Source organism: Sorangiineae bacterium MSr11367 (genome assembly GCA_037157805.1).
GTDB lineage: Bacteria > Myxococcota_A > Polyangia > Polyangiales > Polyangiaceae > Pendulispora > Pendulispora rubella.
This window is the reverse complement of record CP089983.1, coordinates 13198970-13218230: the sequence shown is the minus strand read 5'-3', so window position 1 is coordinate 13218230 and position 19261 is coordinate 13198970. Positions and strand designations below refer to the sequence as shown.

The window sequence follows — 19261 nt, the reverse complement described above, 5'->3', positions numbered from 1 at the left end:
CTTCCAGTCGTCGCGGTGATTCTTAGTGGAGACTCATCATGTCGACGAATGGACGAAGCCTTTCCTATTGGCTGGAATCGCTGACCAAGCGGCCCCCGGCTCTCGAGCTTCCGTGCGACCAGCCGCGCCCGCTGATCCGCAATCCATCGTACGCACGAATCCTCAACCCCGTCTCCTCCGAGCTGGCGCAGTGTTTGGCCGCCCACGCACGGGCGAGCTCGACGTCGCCCTTCACCGTGTACTTGGCGGCGTTCTCGATTTTCCTTGGCAAGGTTGCCGGCACGAAAGACTTCCTGCTCGGGGTCGGGTTGAACGGCGACGTTGCACCGCTCGCGATCCATCTCGACGCGAACGAGAGCTTCCTCGCGCTGGTGACCCGCCTCGATGCACTCGTGCAGCAGGGCGCGGGGCATCGACCCGTTGCCATGAGCGAGTTGCTCGGCGCCCTCGATCTTCAGCTCGATCCCGCGCGCGCGCCCCTGTTCGATGTCAGCTTTGGCGAGGGGGACCCGCGCGGAGATCTCCATGTCCGCTCCTCGGATGCGGGGTTCGAGCTGACGTACGACACGACGCTCTTTTCCGCGCCAATGGCAGAGCGAATGGCGCGCACGTTCCATCAAGTCCTGCGCGCCGTGGCGGGGAATGGCGGGATCGAAGTGGCACGCGTCCCGCTGCTCAGCGAGAGCGACGCGGCCTCGCTCCTCGCCGAATATTCGTTGCCCGCGTTCAACTGGCCAAAGCATCTTCTCATCCACCAGCTCTTCGAAGCAAAAGCCGATCAGACGCCCGACGCCATTGCCCTCGCGTTCGCGGGCAAGACCATGTCGTATGCGGAGCTCGAAGCGCGCTCCAATACCGTGGCGCAGCGGTTGATTGCGAGCGGTGTCGGCCCCGACGCCGTCGTGATGCTGGTGCACGAGCCGTCCTTCGAGATGATCGTGGCCACTCTCGCGGTGCTCAAGGCCGGGGGCGCGTGTTTGCCCGTGGACCCCGAGGTCCCCGCGGAACGCGTTCAGTACGTGCGGAACGACAGCGGGGCCCGAGTCGTGCTCACCGTGTCGCGCCTCAAGCCGCGTCTCGAACGAAGCGCGCACGGGTGTGAGATCCTCTGCGTCGACGAGATTCTCGAGAGGCCGCGCCAAGAGCCCGCCCGCAGACCCGTGGGCCGCACGGAGCCCGACGGACTCGCGTACGTCGTTTATACGTCGGGGTCCACGAGGGCGCAGCAGGGCGTTCTGATCGAGCATCGCAACGTCGTTCACGTCCTGATTGCGTTGAAGGAAGACTTTGGTGTGCGCAGCAGCGATGCGCTCATCTTGCTTTTGTCGTACACGTTCGACGCGTCCATTCAGTCGATCTGGCTCGCGTTGATGAGCGGTGCGAAGCTCGTGCTCGTCGATCGAAAAACCGTGCTCGATGCCGGCGGTTTGACCCGCGTGCTCCAAAACGAGCGCGTCACGCACCTCGATGCGACACCCTCGGTCCTTGCGGGGCTTTCCGCCACGGTTCTTCCGGCGCTCAAACGCGTAGTGGTCGGCGGCGAAACGTGCCCCGTCGCCACCGCCCGCGAGTGGAGCCAATACGTACGCTTCTACAACGAGTACGGCCCCACCGAAGCCACCGTTGGCGCGCTCCGTCATCTCGTGAATCCCGTCGAGCGGCGAGACAACAGCACCGCGCGACTCAGCACGACGAATCTCAGCTCTCCAAGCCTAAGCACGCCCCGTCTCAGTTCTACGAATCTCAGCTCTCCAAATATCAGCTCCCCGAGCCTCAGTTCCCCCAGCCTCGGTCGGGTCAGTAGCTCACGGGTTAGCACCGCCTCGCTCGTCGATCTCGACGAAGCCGGCGCGTTCGAGATGACGGACCGCGTCCCCATCGGGCGGCCCATCGGCATGACGCGTGTGTACGTCCTCGATTGGGGAGGGTGTCCGGTCCCCATCGGCGTCCGTGGCGAATTGTATCTCGGAGGTCCCGGTCTTGCCCGCGGATATCTGCATAACGAGAACCTCACGCGCGAGAGGTTCATCCCCGATCCGCATACGGCCGATGCCGAGAATATGTATCGGACGAGCGAATTCGTGCCGGGGCGCCCCAGCCTCGCGGACGTCGATTCGACCGAGCAGCGGATGTACCGAACGGGTGACATCGTCGCCTGGCTTCCCGATGGAAGCATCGAGTTTTTCGGCTCCGCCGAGAGTCAGGTCACGATTCGCGGTTTTCGCATCGAGTTGGGTGAAGTCGAAGCCGCGCTGTTGGCCCATCCGAGTGTGATCGAAGTCGCCGCGAGCGTGCGGAACGATGCCGGCACGCAGCGTCTCTATGGCCATTTGGCGGCGAGCCGTTCGCTCGCGCCCGAGGAGCTCCAAGCCTTCCTCGCGGAGACGCTGCCGGTTCATATGATTCCGGACGTCTTCGTGCAGCTTCCTGCGCTCCCGCGGGGCGTCGCCGGAAAAATCGAGCGCCGCGCCCTTCCCGCTCCCAGCTTCGAAGTCGGCGTCGTCGATCCGCCGGCCAATCGCATCGAGCTCGAACTGCGCGCCCTATGGGCCGAGATCTTCGGCATCGCGCCCAACAAAATCAGCGTCACGCAAAGCTTCTTCGAGCTCGGCGGCGATTCCAAGCTCCAAACGGACTTGGTCGCGCGCGTGCAGAAGAAGCTTGGCATCGTCCTGCGCTTCACGAACCTTGCGACTGCGCCGACGATCCGCAGCATCGCCGCCGAAATCGCAGCGGCCGCACCGGACCAGGGTGCGCTCGGACCGCGCACCGACGCCGCACTCGCCATGCCCGCCACCTCCGTGCAGCGGCGCATGTACGTCATTCAGCAAGGCAACCCGCGGAGTACCTCGTACAACATTCCGCAACTCTGGGAGATCCACGGCGAAAGTGCGGAGCTCTCGGAGCCGCGCATCGCCGATGCGTGCAGGACCCTGGTCGAACGCCACGAGTCGCTCCGCACGGCGTTCTTCTTTCAAGAGGGGCAGATCCTGGCGAAGGTCGCGACCAATCCGCGGGTCGAGCTCGAACGCTACGAGCTCGGTGAAGGAGGCGTCGAGGCGGCGTCCGCCGCGTTCGTGCGGCCGTTCCGACTCGAAAACCCGCCGCTCTTCCGCGCGGCGGTGTTCGTGGAGGGGGCGCGGCTGCGATTCATCGCGGTGGACGTGCACCACATCGTGACCGACCTGACGTCCGTGCAAGTGATCATGGACGAGCTCGTGGACTTGCTCCAAGGGCGCACCCTGCCGGACCTCGAGCTGCGCTATTTCGATTATGCGGCATGGCTCACGAGCGATGCGGGGCGCGAGCGCCTTGCCCAGTCGCGCGCGCATTGGGCGACCTTGCTGCACGACGAGCCTCCCGTTCTCGATCTGCCTCAGGACTTCCGCCGTCCGTTGTCGCGCCAGCAGACCGCGGACGAATTGGAGATTTTCCTGCCGCGGGACGTGTCCGATGACATCGTAGCCTTTGCGAGGCAGAACGAGTCGACGCCGTTTGCGTTTTTCTCCTCGGCGTACTCCATCTTCCTCTCGTGCATGACGGGAAGCCCGGACGTGGTGTTTGGATACCCCACGGCGGGGCGTCGCCCGCATCCAGGCTTCGAGCGCGTCATCGGCATGTTCGTGAACACCCTGGTATTTCGCGCGCGCATCGAGCGTGACCAGAGCTTCGCCCAGCTTCTCCGTTCGAGCATGAAGCTGATTCGCGAATCTCTCCGCAATGGCGAGTACCCGTTCGAAGACTTGGTCGAGGATTTGCGCCTTTCTCCGGCACCCGGGCGCAATCCCATCTTCGACACGATGATCGCGTACGAGAAGTGGGCACTCGACGAGTACACCGTCGGAACCTCCACGCTGCGTGAGCGGTACATCCGTGAGCAGGTGGTGCCCATGGATCTCTTGCTCGTCGTCCGCGATACGCCGAGCGGCTACGCCTTGCGCTTCGAGTACTCGGCCGATTTGTTCAAACGCGCCTCGATCGAGCGATTCGCCGAGTCCCTGACCAGCATCATTTCCCACGTTCTCCGAGACGGAAATGTCGGACTGGGCGAGCTTCACACGCTCAGCGCGCAGGAACGAGAGCGGCTGCTCTACGGGTTCAATGACACCGAGCACGCCCTCCCCCCCGTGCGCGCGGTGCACGAGCTCTTCGAGCAGCAGGTGCGGGAGCGTCCGAACGCGCCCGCCGTCGTCATGAACGACGTGTCCTGGAGCTATGCGGAGGTCGACGCGAAGGCCAACGCGCTTGCGAACCTTCTCCGTGAGCACGGGGTGGGGCGCGACACGATCGTGGGTATTTTGCTCGAGCCCTGCCCGGAAATGTTGGTCAGTTTGCTCGGCGTTCTCAAGGCCGGCGGGGCCTTCATGCCCATCGATCCGGACTATCCCGCGGCGCGCCAACAGTACATGATCAAGGACAGCCAAGCGCGTGTCCTCGTAACCAGTACAAATCGTGCCGACGGTCTGCGTGAGGTCTACTCGGGGCCGATCCTCGACATTGCCGACTTGGGTGCGGCACGCGAGCTTCGATCGCAAGGAAATAGCGAGCCGGGCGACCTGGCGTACGTCATTTACACGTCGGGCTCGACGGGCCAGCCCAAGGGCGTTCTCGTCGAACACGGCAATCTGCTCAATTTCTCGTCCTGGCAAGTCGGCTACTTCACGATGACGCCGGACGACATCGTCGCAAAGTATGCCGCTTTCGGATTCGACGCGTCGATTTGCGAGATGGTGCCGGCGATGATCTCCGGCGCCTGCCTGGCAATCGTCCCCGGCTCGATTCGACTCTCGCTCGACGAGCTGGACGACTATTTGGCGCGCTGCCGGGCAACGATTGCCTTTTTCCCCACGGCCTTCGGGGAAATGTTCCTCAAGCAGGCGACGAAACACGTGCTGCGGGCGGCGATACTCGGCGGCGAAAAGCTTCGCAACATTCCGCTCGACCGCTGCACGATCCTCAACATCTATGGCCCGACGGAATGCACCGTTTGCGCGACGACCTTCGAGCTCGATCGGCCGTATGACAACATTCCCATAGGAAAGCCACTATGGAATACCTCCATCTTCATCTTGGACAAACTTGGTCGCGTTTGTCCGGTTGGGGTTCCCGGAGAGATCCATATTTCCGGCAAGAACGTTGCGCGCGGCTACCTCAACCAGCCGCACTTGACCAGCGAGAAGTTCGTCGCCGACCCCTACGTCCCCGGCCGTCGCATGTATCGAACCGGCGATTTGGCACGCTGGTTGGAAGACGGGAATATCGAATTCGTCGGGCGCATCGATACCCAAGTCAAGGTGCGCGGGTTCCGCATCGAACTCGGTGAGATCGAGCAAGCGCTCATGACGCTTCCGGGTATTCGAGAGGCCACGGTCATCGCGCGCGCGAATCCGGACGTCTCCGGTGACGTGACCTTGGTGGCGTTCGTCACGGGGCCCTCGGGCGAGGCGGAAGACGCTTGGAAAACGGCCCTCCGGCAAACGTTGCCGACGTACATGGTTCCAAATCGGATCGTGCGCCTCGACGAGATCCCTCTGACCGCGAATGGGAAAGTCGACAAGCGACGTTTGCCCGCGATCGAGCTCGATGTCGCCGCAGTCGTCGCGCCCCGCAACGAAACGGAATCCGATGTGCGTCGCATTTACGCGGACGTGCTGGGGCTCCCCGAAGCATCGATCAGCGTCGACGCAAGCTTTCTGGACCTCGGCGGGCACTCGCTGAAGGCGGCCGGTCTCCTTTCGGTCATCTATCGGGAGAAGGGGCTGCAATTGCGCTTTGCGCAGTTCCTGCAAGCCTCGTCGGTCGCCGATGTCGCGCGGCAGGTGGAGGCCGATGCTCCGGAATCGCGGCGTACGGAGGCGGCTTGGGAACGCGCCCCGGAGGGCACCCCGCTGCCCTTGACGTCGTCGCAGGGTCGCATCTTCGCGGTGCACCAATTGGCCACGTGGAGTACCACGTACAACATTCCGTCGGCATGGACGCTCGATCCGAAGGTCGATCTCGATCGGCTCGAGCGCGCGCTGGGCGAATTGGTATCCCGTCACCACGCCCTGCGTGCGTCGTTTTCGACCGTCGATGGAATGCCGATGCAGCATTTCGCATCCGAGGCGCGGCTGGCCGTCGAGCGACGGGATGTCGATGATGCCAACCTCGGCGTCACACTCGAGAGCTTCGTTTCGCCGTTCGATTTGTCGCGCGCCCCCCTGATGCGCGCCCTGCTGCTGCGCACCGAAACGCAGAACGTATTGGCCATCGATATCCATCATATCGTGGCGGACGGACTCTCGATTCGGCTGCTCATCGAGGATCTCGAAGCGCTCTACCACGGTCGCGCCACGGCCGCGCCGGCGCCGACGTTCGCCGATTACGTCTGGTGGGAGCGGAGCGCGGCAGGTCAAAGCCTGCGCGAAGAGCAGAAAGCGTGGTGGCTCGGCCGCTTCGCGGATCGGCCGGAGCCGCTGGAGCTCCCCTACGACTTCTCGCGCCCGCCGCGTTTCTCGTTCGAGGGGGACGAGGTCGCGATGGCCCTGCCGGCGGAGACCAGCGCACCGCTGCTCGAGCGTGCCAAGGCGCGGGCGCTTACCCCGCTCGGAGTCTTTCTCGGAGCCTGGGCGCTCGTCCTGTCGCGGCTGGGCAACACGCCCGACGTGGTCATCGGTGTTCCGGCCTCGGGGCGGCACTCCTTCGAGATGGAGAAGCTCGTCGGAATGTTCGTCAACACCGTCCCCGTGCGGCTTCAACTGCAGGCGGACGAGGAGTTCTTCGACTTTTGCGTCCGAGTAGGCACCGAGGCGCTGGAGGCCTTCGAGCGGCAGTCGTACCAACTCAATGACCTGGTCGCCGACTTGGCCGTGAGGCGCGACCCCGCGCGCAATCCGATCTTCGACGTCGTCTTTGCGTGGGACGACGAGGGAATCGTCGACGTGACCGCGTCGAGCCTCGTGCGCGAGGAAATCCCCGCAACGGCGCTCACGGCCAAATTCGATCTATCGATACGCGTTCAAAATACGAAGAAGGGCCAAAAGGTCTCTCTTCAATTCGCGAAGAAGCTCTTCAAGCGCGCCACGGCGGAGCGATTCCTCGCACACCTCCGAAGCATTCTCGAACAAGCGGCCCGCGAGCCTCAAGCCAAGATCCGTGACTTTCGCATGTTGCCCGCGTGGGAGCGCGAGATGCTCCTCGAGGAGCTCAATCGCACGGCGAAGCCATTCCCCACGGACAAGACCCTCGTCGACTTCTTCTTGACCCATGTTCGCGAGCGACCGAACGCCATTGCCGTGGCCGACCGCGAAGAGGAGTGGAGCTATCAGGAGGTCGACCGGCGCGCGTCCATACTTGCCGCCAGGCTGGCTTCGACGGGCGTTCGCACAGGCGATGTCGTCGCCCTGTCGATGCCGCGTTCGCGGCACATGATGATCGGCATTCTCGGGATCATGAAGGCGGGCGCCGGATATCTGCCCATCGATCCCGAAGCGCCTCGAGAACGCGTCGCGCTCATGGTGGCCGACAGCAACGCGCGCTTCTTGGTCGCGGAGAGCGAGACCTTCGGGCTCGAGCCGGAGCTCGTGATTCGCTGGGACTCCATCGATTGGACGGCGTCCGTTGCCTTCGAATCGCGTGCGGAGCCCACGAGCATCGCGTACGTCATCTATACGTCGGGTTCGACGGGTCGGCCGAAGGGCGTCGTCCTCGAGCATCGAGGCCTCGTCAACGTGCTTCTGTCCACGAAGGAGGCGTTCGGGCTCACCCACGAAGACCGATGCCTTCTGTTCTCGTCGTACACCTTCGACTATTCGGTGGACCAGTACGGCGTCGGACTCATCTCGGGTGGACGCGTGGTCATCGCCACGAAAGAGACGCTCCTCGACCACGATGCGCTCGAACGCTTCGTCGTGGCGATGGGCGTGACGTACTTCGCGACCGTTCCGCTCTTTCTCTTCGGCTGGCATCCAAAGGGGCCATTGCCCATCAAGTCCATCTCCGTCGGCGGCGACATTCTCCCCGTGGCGGTGGCGGAACGGTGGTCTCGAGGGAGGACTCTTTACAATATTTACGGCCCCACGGAGACCACGATTCATTCGATCCGCCATCGGGTCACCAGCGACGATTACGGGCGGCAACGATTGCCTATCGGGCGCCCCATTGCCAATACGCGAATCTACATCGGCGATTGGACGAAGAACCTCGCCCCGCTCGGCGTCCCTGGCGAGGTGTACATCGGTGGCGCGGGCGTGGCGCGGGGCTATTTGAACAATCCGGAGCTCACCGCCGAACGCTTCGGCGCGAATCCATTCGTCGAGGGCGATCGCCTCTACAAGACGGGCGATATCGCCCGATGGACCCCCGAAGGGACCATCGATTTCCTGGGGCGCATCGACCATCAAGTCAAAATTCGCGGCTTCCGGATCGAGCTCGGGGAGATCGAGGCCACGCTCCTCAAGCACCCCGCGGTCGTCGAGTCGGCCGTCACCGCGCTGGCATACGGTGAAGACAAGCGTCTATGTGCCTACGTCGTCATCCGAGAAGGACGCGATCACTCGGATATTCGCAACTTCGTCGCGCGCTCACTCCCGTCGTACATGGTGCCCGACGCCGTCGTCGTTCTGCCAGAATTGCCGCTTACGGTTTCGGGCAAGGTCGATCGAAAGCGACTTCCGGAGCCGGTCTTCGAGGCGATGGGCGACGAAGATGTGCCGCAATCCGATGCCGAAGAGAAACTCGTCCAGATCTGGGCGGCGTTGCTCAAGCTCGAACCGGCGCACACCCCGCTCACGCGAAGCTTCTTCGAGCTGGGCGGCCATTCACTTTTGCTGATGCCGCTCATCATCCGAATGCACGAAGCATTCGGTGTGCGGCTAAACCCCGTGGACGTCTTCGAGCACACCACGATACGGGACCTGGCGTCCCTCGTCGGCAGTCGCAAGCAAGAGGGCATCGTTCCCATTCCTCGCGTGGCCGCGCGGGCTCACTATCCCATGTCGTCCGTTCAGCGGCGGCTCTTTGCGATCCAACAGGCCAATCCCGAGAGCATTTTCTACAACGTCCCCACGGTCTTCTCGGTCGAAGGCCGGGTCACCCGCGAGCGCTTGGAGGAAGTCGTCCGAGCGCTCTTCCAGCGGCACGCAGCGTTTCGCACGGAGTTCGCGATCGAGTCGGGCGAGCCCGTGCAGCGTGTCGTGCCAAGCGTTCCCTTTTCGCTTCAAGTCATCGAGAGCGACGAACACGTCAACGATCTGGCGGCTCGCCTCATGCAGCGCTTCGATCTGGCCGTAGCGCCTTTGGCACGCATGTGGCTGGTGCAGCGTACGAACGGCGACGAGCTGCTCGTGATCGACATGCACCACATCATCGTCGATGGGTACTCGAACTCGATTCTCTGGCGTGAAGTCGCCGATATCATTCGCGCCGCGCCTCTCGCACCGCTGCGGATCAACTACACCGACTTCGCGGTATGGCAGCAGACTCCGGAACACCGCCAAAGGCTCTTGGAGCAACGGCAATTCTGGATGGATCAGTACGCAACGTTGCCGCCACTCCTCGAGCTTCCCTGCGATTTCCGACGGCCCGCCGTGCGCAACAACGAGGGCGACGTGGTCGTCGTTCGCCTCTCGAAAGAGGAGCACAGCGCGCTCTCGCGCGTCGCGAGCAGCCAGGATGCGACGCTCTTCGTGACCCTGCTCTCGTGCTATTTCGTCTTTCTGTCGCGCATCAGTGGGTCCGACGACATGGTCGTGGGCGTGCCGTCTTCGGGCCGCGTTCACCCCGACATTCAGAACTTGGTGGGAATGTTCGTGAACACGATCCCCTGGCGCGCGCGCGTTCCGCACCAGGGTACGTTCGTCGACTTTCTTTCCGAGGTGAAGAAGACGTCGATCGACTTCCTGTCGCGTGAGGAGTACCAGCTCGAGGATTTGATCAACGACCTGGGAGCCCACGCCCCCGCCGGGCGCAATCCGCTCTTCGACGTGATGTTCGCCTTTGCAACGCGCGATACGGGGGTCATCGACGCGGGGAACGTGAAGCTTCACGTTCTCAATTTCGCGCATCGAACGGCGAAGATGGACTTGACGCTGACCGCTACGGAGTTGGGCGCCGGGGTCGAGTTCATGTTCGAGTATCCGACGGAGCTCTTCGAACGGGCCACCGTGGAACGCCTGGCCAGGCATTTTGCGACGCTGGTTCGTAGTGTACTGCGCGATCCAGCGCAGCCCCTTGCATCGCTGGATATCTTGACGGCCGACGAGAAGAAGCAGCTTCTCGTCGACTTCAACGCCACCGAGCATGCGTTGCCCGAGTTCGCGACGGCGCATCAGATGTTCGAGTCTTGGGTGGATCGGACGCCAAATGCGACGGCCGTCATCTTCGGCGAGCTTCGCTGGAGCTATGCCGAGCTAAATCACCGCGCCAACGCCGTTGCCTCGTGGTTGCTCGGACTCGGCATCGGAAAGGGCGATATCGTCGCCATTGTGCTCGATGCGTGTGCGGAGCAGGCCGCCGCCATCCTCGGCGTGCTCAAGAGCGGCGCGGCATTCCTTCCCATCGACGCAGATCTTCCTCCCGCGCGAAAAAGCTACATGCTCGCCGACAGCCAAGCGCGGGCACTGCTGACTCGAAACAACCTGGCTGAGGACATCGAATTCTCAGGAGAGCGCCTCAAGCTCGAGCGGCTCTCCGCGTGCTCGGATGCTGCTCGCCCCCCCGTCGTGCCGCCCGCGGCCGAAGATGCCGCCTACGTCATTTACACCTCCGGATCGAGTGGGAAGCCGAAAGGCGTGGTGATTGAACACCGCAGCCTTCAGAATCTCTCACATTGGTATGTCGATTACTTCGAAATGGCGGCGACTGACGGCATTTCACGATATGCAGGTTTCAGCTTCGACGCGTCGATCTCCGAGTTGTTCCCAACATTCGTGGCCGGGGCGACGCTCGTGGTCGTGCCCGCCGAACTACGTCTGTCTCCGAAAGGGTTGAGCGCGTATTTCGAGAACAACAATGTTCGAGTGGCGTTTTTGCCCACTCAATTCGGTGAGCACTTCATCCGCATGACGGACAACCGCTCACTGCGGGTCTTGACGCTCGGAGGTGAAAAACTTCGCAGCTATCGGCCTACCCCCTGGAGAATCGTCAACGCGTACGGTCCCACGGAGTACACGGTCTATACGGCAGCGTTCGAGGTCACTCGGCCTTACGAGAATATTCCGATCGGTAAGCCCGTTTGGAACACACAGATCCTGGTGCTCGACAAACACGACCGACTCTGCCCGATTGGCGTCACCGGTGAGCTTTGTGTCGCCGGAAAAAACATGGCTAGGGGCTATCTTCATCGTCCCGAGCTGACGAGCGAAAAGTTCGTATCGCACCCCTTCCAGCCTGGCGAGCGGATGTATCGCACGGGAGACAATGCGCGCTGGCTACCCGACGGGAATCTCGAGTACCTAGGAAGGAGCGATACGCAGATCAAGGTACGTGGATTCCGAATCGAATTGGGTGAGATCGAGCAAGCGCTCCTCGCAATCGAGGGAATCAAGGACGTCGTCGTGATCGGTGCCACGGACGAAGTGGGGACGACGTACCTCGTGGCGTACGTGGTTTCTGCAACCATGATGGACGAGCCCCTCGTCCGTGACGAGCTCGAAAAAAGCCTCCCGAGCTACATGGTCCCAGCGCATTTCTGTCAGCTGGATGCTCTTCCGGTCAATGCGAACGGCAAAGTCGACCGAAAGGCGTTGCCCGCGGTCGAGCAAAGCGGATCGCAGGAGATCGTGGCCGCCACGACCGGGGCCGAGCACAAGTTGGTATCCATCTGGTCGAACGTGCTCGGGGTAGGCGCGGAGAAAATAGGCGTCACCGCGAATTTCTTCGATTTAGGCGGTCATTCACTGCGGGCCATTGCACTGGCCGGCGAAGTCTACCGCGAATTCCAAATGGACCTCCGAGTGAGCGACATCTTCCGACATCCAACCATTCGCGCCATGGCAAAGCGAATCACGGGGGGAGAAAAGGAGCTTTCGCTCGGCGTGATCGCAAGGCGGTCGCCGGCCGAATCGTATCCGGCGTCGTCGGTGCAAAAGCGGATGTTCCTTCTCCAGCAGATGGACCGCGAAAGCATTGCGTACAACGTTCCGACGCTCTTTTCGGTTTCACCGACCGTGGGAAAGGAGAATGTGGCCCTTGCGTTGGCCCATCTGGCCAACCGCCACGATGCATTCCGCTGCTCGTTCTTCCTCGATGGCGCCGAGGTTCGCGTTCGCGTCGCGCCGTCTGCCACGCTTCACTTCGACGAACGGAAGACGACGGAGGCGTTGCGCGATGAAATGCTGCTCGCGCTCGTGAAGCCTTTCGACTTGTCGGCACCGGCGGTCCGCGTGGCGTGGATCGAGACGGAGCGCTCATCGTATCTATTCTTCGATATGCACCACATCGTGACGGATGGCGCGTCGCTGGGCATTCTACTCCAAGAGCTGACCACACTTCTTCGTGGCGGCGCGCTCGGTGAACTGACGTGCGATCTCATCGACTGCGCACTCTGGGAGAGAAACGAAGCCGCCGTATCTCGCCTTTCGGAGCAGCAAGAGTACTGGCATCGCGCCTTCGTCGAAGGTGTGCCCGCGCTCGATCTGTTGACGGACTATCCACGCCCGAGCGTCCTCACCTCAGAGGGCGAGGCGCTGGAGGTTGATCTTTCGCCCCAGATACTGCGCGAATTGCGCGTGCTTGCCCAAGAGCACGGTTTTTCGCTCTACTCGCTGCTTCTGGCGGCGTTCAACGTGCTCTTGTCGCGACTTACCCGGCAGGAGGAGATTGCCGTTGGGACGCCCGTCTCGGGGCGCTGGCACCCCGACATGCACGGCGTGCTGGGCATGTTCGTCAATACCCTGGTGTTCTCGAATCGGCCATTTGCACAACGCTCGTTCATTGAATTCGCGCTGGAAGTGTCGGAGCGGACAATCGAAGGATTGGACCATCAGGCCTTTCCCTTTGCCGATCTGGTGGAGCTCGTCTGTAACGGCCGGCGCGCAGGGCACGACCCGCTATACGACGTCTTCTTCGCGCTGCAGAGTACCGATTCGCGGCGAGACGGCTCTGAGGAGCTTCTGTCGCCCTGCTCGATGCCACACCGTATTGCCAAGAGCGATCTATCTTTGATCGCCGACGAGAGCCCCGACGGGTTGCGACTCGTGATGGAGTATCGGACGTGCCTTTTCCGCCGCTCGACGGTCGAACGATTCTTGCGCTGCTTCACGACTTTGCTCGAGAACATCGTGGTAAACCCCAAGAGTCCCCTGCACGCTCTGTCGATTCTGACGGCAGATGATCGCCAGTTGGTGCAAATCGACTTCAATCGAACAGAGGTCGACTTTCCTTGCGAGGACGCGGTTCACCACATGTTCGAGAGAATGGCTGCGCGCTTTCCGGACCATCGCGTGCTGGTGCATGGCAACGAATCGTATACGTATGCAGAGGCCGACGCGCTCGCGAACGCATTGGCGCAACGTCTCACGAATCTGGGGGTGCAGCGCGAATCGATCGTGGCCATCCTGACGCCCCCGTCGCGCGAGTTGATCCTCGCCGAGCTGGCCGTGTTGAAGGCCGGCGCGGCATTTCTTCCGCTGGATCATCGTTATCCACGCGAACGCCTCGAGTACATGTTGCGCGATAGCGGGGCGCTGGTTCTGCTCACCGTGCGCGGCCTTGATGCCGATTTGGACTGGCCGGGCGCACGCCTCGTCCTCGGACGCAATTTGTTCGACGGTCCGGTAAGTGGCCCGCCCACTCTCAACGTCAAACCGAGCGATCTCGCCTATGTCATCTACACGTCGGGCTCCACGGGACGTCCGAAGGGAGTCTGCATCGAGCATGGGTCCCTGCTCAACACCATCCACTACGCGATCACCGAGTACGGCCTTAGTGAAACGGACCGCCTCTCGAAGTACATGGGCGTCGGTTTCGATGCGTCTATCATCGAGACATTTCCGGCACTGTGCTCGGGTGCGGAGCTTCACATCGTGCCGGAGGAGATTCGGCTCTCGCCTCCCGGGCTCGCGCGATGGATCCAACAATCCGGCGTGACCGGCGCGGTTCTCCCGACACCGATCGGTGAAGAGTTCATACGCGTCTTCGAGCGCGACGACGCATCGAGCAGCGAGACGACCTTGCGCCGGCTCGTCCTAGGAGGCGACCGGTTGCGCCGGGTTTCGAAGACACCGTTTCGCGTCATAAACGAATACGGCCCCACCGAGTTCACCGTGTCTGCGACGAACTTCACCGTCGATGCTCACTACGATAACATTCCCATCGGCAAGCCCAACGCGAATGTCAAGGTATTCATTCTGGATGCCTTCGGACAGCTCTGTCCACCCAGTGTCCCCGGCGAAATATGTCTCGCGGGTAAGGGTGTCGCACGCGGGTATCTCGGAAATCCGGAGATGACCGCAAAGAAGTTCGTCTCGAGCTTGCTTGCAAGCGGCGATCGGCTCTATCACACGGGCGATCTTGGACGTTGGTTGGACGACGGAAACATCGAATTTCTTGGACGCATCGATGGTCAGGTCAAGATCCGCGGATATCGGATCGAGCTTGGAGAGATCGAGCAGGCGATCCTAGAAGTTCCAGGCGTACGAGGGTGCGTCGTGGTGGACCGAGAGGACGCGGCTGGAGATAAGATACTGTGCGGGTATTACGTCGCATCCGAGGACGTGACCGACGGAGTAATTTGCGAAGCCATTGGGCGCAAGCTGCCGGATTATATGATTCCATCCGCGATCATTCAGCTCCAAGAGCTGCCGTTCACGACAAGTGGCAAAGTGGATAAGCGACGCCTTCCCGAACCGGAGGTGCAGCCACGAGAACGCGTCGTGGTGCCGCCCGGGAACGCAGCCGAGGCCCTACTGGTCGCGGCCTTCGCGCAATCTCTCGGAAGCTCGGACCTCGGCATCGACGACGACTTCTTCGCCTTTGGTGGAAACTCGATGAAGGCCGTGGCCGTGGTCGCCGCGCTCGCGAGCGACTTCCGAATCACGGCAAACGATCTCTTTCGCCTCCGAACGGCACGTGCGCTCGCGCGTGAGCTCCCGATGCAGCGGGGCGATTTGCAACGGCGACTAACAGCCCGCATCGAATCGACTCGCAATGGAGATGAGGGAGTACCTTTCGACGGTCCGGAGCTGGAGGCGGATCTATCGCGTTACCGCGAACGTTCGCGACTCTACGAAACGGTGGCGCTCGGAAGCGAGGAATCCTATCGAAATATTCTCCTCACGGGAGCGACGGGCTTCCTCGGCTGCTATCTTCTGCGCGATCTGTTGCTCAACACCGATGCGAAGATCCACCTCACGGTGCGCGCTAAGCACCTTCAGGAGGCGTGGGACCGAATAACGTCCCGCGGCGCGCACTACTTTGGGCCGGGAACGTTCGAAGCGTTCCAGCGCCGAATCATCCTCTTGCTCTCCGACTTGTCGCAACCGATGCTCGGACTCGATCGCGGGACGTTCGAAGCGCGCGGACGAACCATCGATTGCGTACTCCACTGCGCAGCGCTGACGAAGCACTACGGAGACCCATCGACTTTTTATGCTGCCAATGTGGAGGCGACGAAGAACGTCATCGCGCTGGCTCGCCGAGCATCCGCCCACTTCAGCATGGTCTCGACGACCTCCGTGGGCGCTGGTGAAATCCCGAACAGGACCCATGCTCTTTTCACCGAGTTCGATTGCGACATCGGACAGGTGACGCCGCACCACTACGTTCGTACGAAGCTCGAAGCGGAAAAGGCTGTGATTGAACTAAGGCAGCACGGCCTCGTAAGCAACATCTTCCGCGTCGGCTTTCTCGCTCCCGATTCGCAGTCGCACAAGTTCCAGGAGAACGCGGACGACAGCGGGTTCGTGCAGAGATTGAGGAGTTATTCGGCGCTGGGCCGCATTCGAAGCGGAGCGTTGAATCAATCATTCTGTCCAGTCGACGAAGTGAGCAAGGCGATCTTGTCGCTGCTGCCTTTGAGCTCACTCTCCAATGAAACGCACCACATCGACCGGTCCATCGAGCCTCGTGAGGTGGAGCGTATTTCGCGGGCCAACGCTCAATGCGAATTGATGGATGACGCATCGTTCTATCAGTGGCTCGCGGACCACCTCGGTGAGGCGGGGGTCGCTCAGGCCGCGACGTCCGTGCTTCTCCACGAGGGGTTGCTCGATGAGGGCAGCAAAACCCACGTCGTCACGGTCAATGAAAAGACCGAGCGACTCCTTGCCCGCGTCGGATTCTCCTGGGGCAACATTTCACCCGCGCAGGTGTGGAGCCTGGTCAAAGGGTAAAGCCATGCCTCGGTGTCGATGAAATCGGAACTACGGTGTCTTGCAGCCGAGGGCGCGACTGCGCCGCTTCGCTTCCTCGGCGCTGACCGAGCGTGGCTTCGCGTTACCCCAGCGCTGAAGAACGACGCCGTAGGCATCGCACGCTGCTTGTTTGTCTGCCGTCCCCTCTTTGGCCTCGCCGAGCCAGAGAAACGCACGCGTGCTGACGAAGGGCTGCTCGAGGTTGTCGCAACTTTTGGTTGCACTCTCGAGCGCCGCGCTTGCTTGCGCGTACTCGCCGGCGACGACGGCGATCCGTCCCTCGAATGCTTTGGCCAAGGCAGGAATCAACGTCGTCTGCTCGATGACCCCAGCCGAACCGGCCGTAGAGGCATCGGTAGGGCGTTGAGTCCAGGCGTCGATGGCCAGATTTCGGGTGGCGCCAGCGGGGCCCCAACGAAATGCCCACGCCTGACGACGGGTCAATACCGAAAGGGCAGCATGCTCCCATTGCGTGCTCGACGCATCCCATTGCTCGCGCGAAGTCGCCCCCTCGTGGAGAAGCACGCCGAGCAGGATGGGCTCGTAGTCCAATGGGACTGCCCAGCCCTCCGTCCATGCCCCCCTCTGGTGAAAGAATTGCTCGGCAGACTTGGCGGCACGGTCTCCCCTTCCGATTTCATTTAGTAACTCGACGGAGAGCGCCAGAGCGCGTGCATGACCGACGATCGCACTCGCTTCTTTCAACTGTTCCAGTGTTCGTTGAATACGTTTTCCAGCTTCTTCGAAGTCACCATTCAGCACTGAGAGTGACGCCTGGTAGTATAAATATGTCGACTCACGGTCCTCCGATGGGTCGTTATTTCGTGCTTGTCTGAGCGCCACATCGACGGTTCCTGCGAAAGAGCCGTCGGCGGCGAGGGAACTTGCCAACTCGAAATATGCGCGCTTGCTTGCCGGTGCGTTGGCGACCCAACGGCGTGCATCCGTCGCAGCGGCGGAGCATTGCCCGAGCAAACGATGAATGTGAATACGGTCGTATAGACAATCCGTGGAGCCACGTGCGATTTCCAAGCACGTATCGAGCGCCACCATTGCCTCGTCATATCGCTCGAGCGACATGAGCGCTTTGGCTTTCACTTCCCACGCATTCGCGTCCTGCGGATCGATATCGATAGCCTGTCGGGTGAGAGCAAGGCAGTACTCGACGGCGCGAGGGTCGGGTGTGATGACCAATCGCGCTAACCCTGCCAAGAAGAGAATTTCGACGTCGCGCGGAAAACGACTGGCTGCTACCTCGAAGCGCCTTGCTGCTTCCTCGTAATCCGCTGGTTCCGAGGCCACGACAGGGGCATACGCGTCGAGCAGGGCGCGATCCCTCTCGCTCATGGCATCACGCAGAGAGAGGGCGTGGTGAAATTCTTCGCGCCATTGGCTCACTGAAAGAACAGGCGTGCCGGTCATCATGCGCTGCAACTGCACCTCAGGACACATGGGATCGGCCGCAGCTGCTTTCTCGAAGGCCGCATGTGCGAGCTCCCATGTTGCCTGTCGAATGGCGATGAGCCCTTGGCGGAAATGAATCTGCGCCTCCTTGCTGCACGTTGGCGAAATGGGAAGCGCGAGCACGGGCGTACCAACCGGTTCTGCCGCATCTGCCTGCGAAGTAGGTTTCGGCGCACGATGGTATCTAGCGGCAAGCACCGCGCCCGCCAAGACGACGACTCCGACTCCAGCGAGCAGGGCGTCCCGCGTGCGGCCCCTCTTTCGTACGGTATCCTTCGGCGTTCCGGAGGCGATCATCGCTTTCGACGCGTCGCCGGTGTCCCAAGAACGATGGCGCTCTGCAGGCTGCGTCGCCTCGGTCGCGATGTCCTCACGGTTCTGGGTTAGACCCGCCACAATCTCTGCACGAACCCGGGCCGCCCCTTGAGTCACCGATTCGCCGACGACCTCTTCGAAAATCGCGAGCAACGCGTCGTGCATTTCCCGCGCGGAGCGCCATCGCTTCTCCGGGTCGAATTCGAGTGCCTTATCTACGAATTGCACGAAGGACGGCGGTACGTCCGGCGCCACTTCCGCGAGCGAGCGCGCTTTTCTCGTTGCAGAAGCAATAATTTGTAGCCCCATGGCGCCGCCCGCGGGATGGACATGTTGCCCACTGAGCGCCGTAAAAAACGTCGCCCCGACGGCCCAGCAGTCGCTATGTGGGCCGATGGCCTCCCGCTCGCCACGCGCTTGCTCGGGCGGCATGAAGGCCGGCGTTCCAAAGATGGGCACGGTCGACGTCGCACTCGCGCCGTGCTCCAATTTTCGCGCAATTCCGAAATCGAGCACGCGGACGTTCCCGGCGTCGGTGACGAACAGATTGTCCGGCTTGATATCGCGGTGCACGATGCCCTTGGCGTGCGCGCTGGCCAGGACGTCGAGCACGTCGAGCACCAGCACGCACACCTCTGCAAGGGGAAGGCGCCCCTTCGCACGCGCGCAGCGCACTCGCAGGGTCTCCCCCTCGAGCAGCGGCATGATCAGAAAAGGGCACCCCTCCTCATCCACGTCGTCGTCGAGCACCGGAACCGCCCCCGCGTGGCCCACCTCGTTGGCCACGTACGCCTCACGGCTGAAGAGCCGGGCAACATCCGGTTCGTGGACCAGGTGGTCGAGCAAGTACTTGATGGCAACCCGATGCCCATTGCGATGCGTGGCGGCATAAACCACCGCCATGCCGCCCGTCCCCAGGAGCCGTTTGATCCGGTACTTCTGCTGAACCAGCGTCCCGATACGCGCCAGCGCCCGCATTTGATGCGATGGATGCGTAGACGAAGGCATTTTCCGCGACTTCCCAGTAGGGGCGGCGATCATGCGTTCCCGCTTCCCTCCGTGTCAAGGACGGGCGCGGAGCATGCCAGTCGAAGCCGAGTTATGGGCTATGGCATTTGAAGCCATCCCGTTCCGTCTGCTTCATAGCGTCC

Annotated in this window: 2 protein-coding genes; one reads left to right on the top strand and one right to left on the bottom strand. The window is 62.1% G+C overall.

Annotation, left to right across the window (positions count from 1 at the left end; translation table 11 throughout):
- Positions 1 to 38: 38 nt before the first annotated feature.
- A complete protein-coding gene (locus LVJ94_51455) occupies positions 39 to 16310 on the top strand; it encodes an amino acid adenylation domain-containing protein (protein ID WXB05303.1) in 16272 nt (5423 codons plus the stop codon).
- A 30-nt stretch (positions 16311 to 16340) separates the two neighbouring features.
- Here the strand turns inward: LVJ94_51455 and LVJ94_51450 are convergent, their stop codons facing one another.
- Positions 16341 to 19118, bottom strand: a complete 2778-nt coding sequence (locus LVJ94_51450; protein ID WXB05302.1) for a protein kinase — start codon at positions 19116 to 19118, stop codon at positions 16341 to 16343.
- Positions 19119 to 19261: the final 143 nt, after the last annotated feature.

What these genes read in the sequence shown, in the direction of transcription:
- LVJ94_51455 (WXB05303.1), top strand. Translation starts at nt 39, where the DNA reads ATGTCGACGAATGGACGAAGCCTTTCCTATTGGCTGGAATCGCTGACC.
- LVJ94_51450 (WXB05302.1), bottom strand. Translation starts at nt 19,118, where the DNA reads ATGCCTTCGTCTACGCATCCATCGCATCAAATGCGGGCGCTGGCGCGT.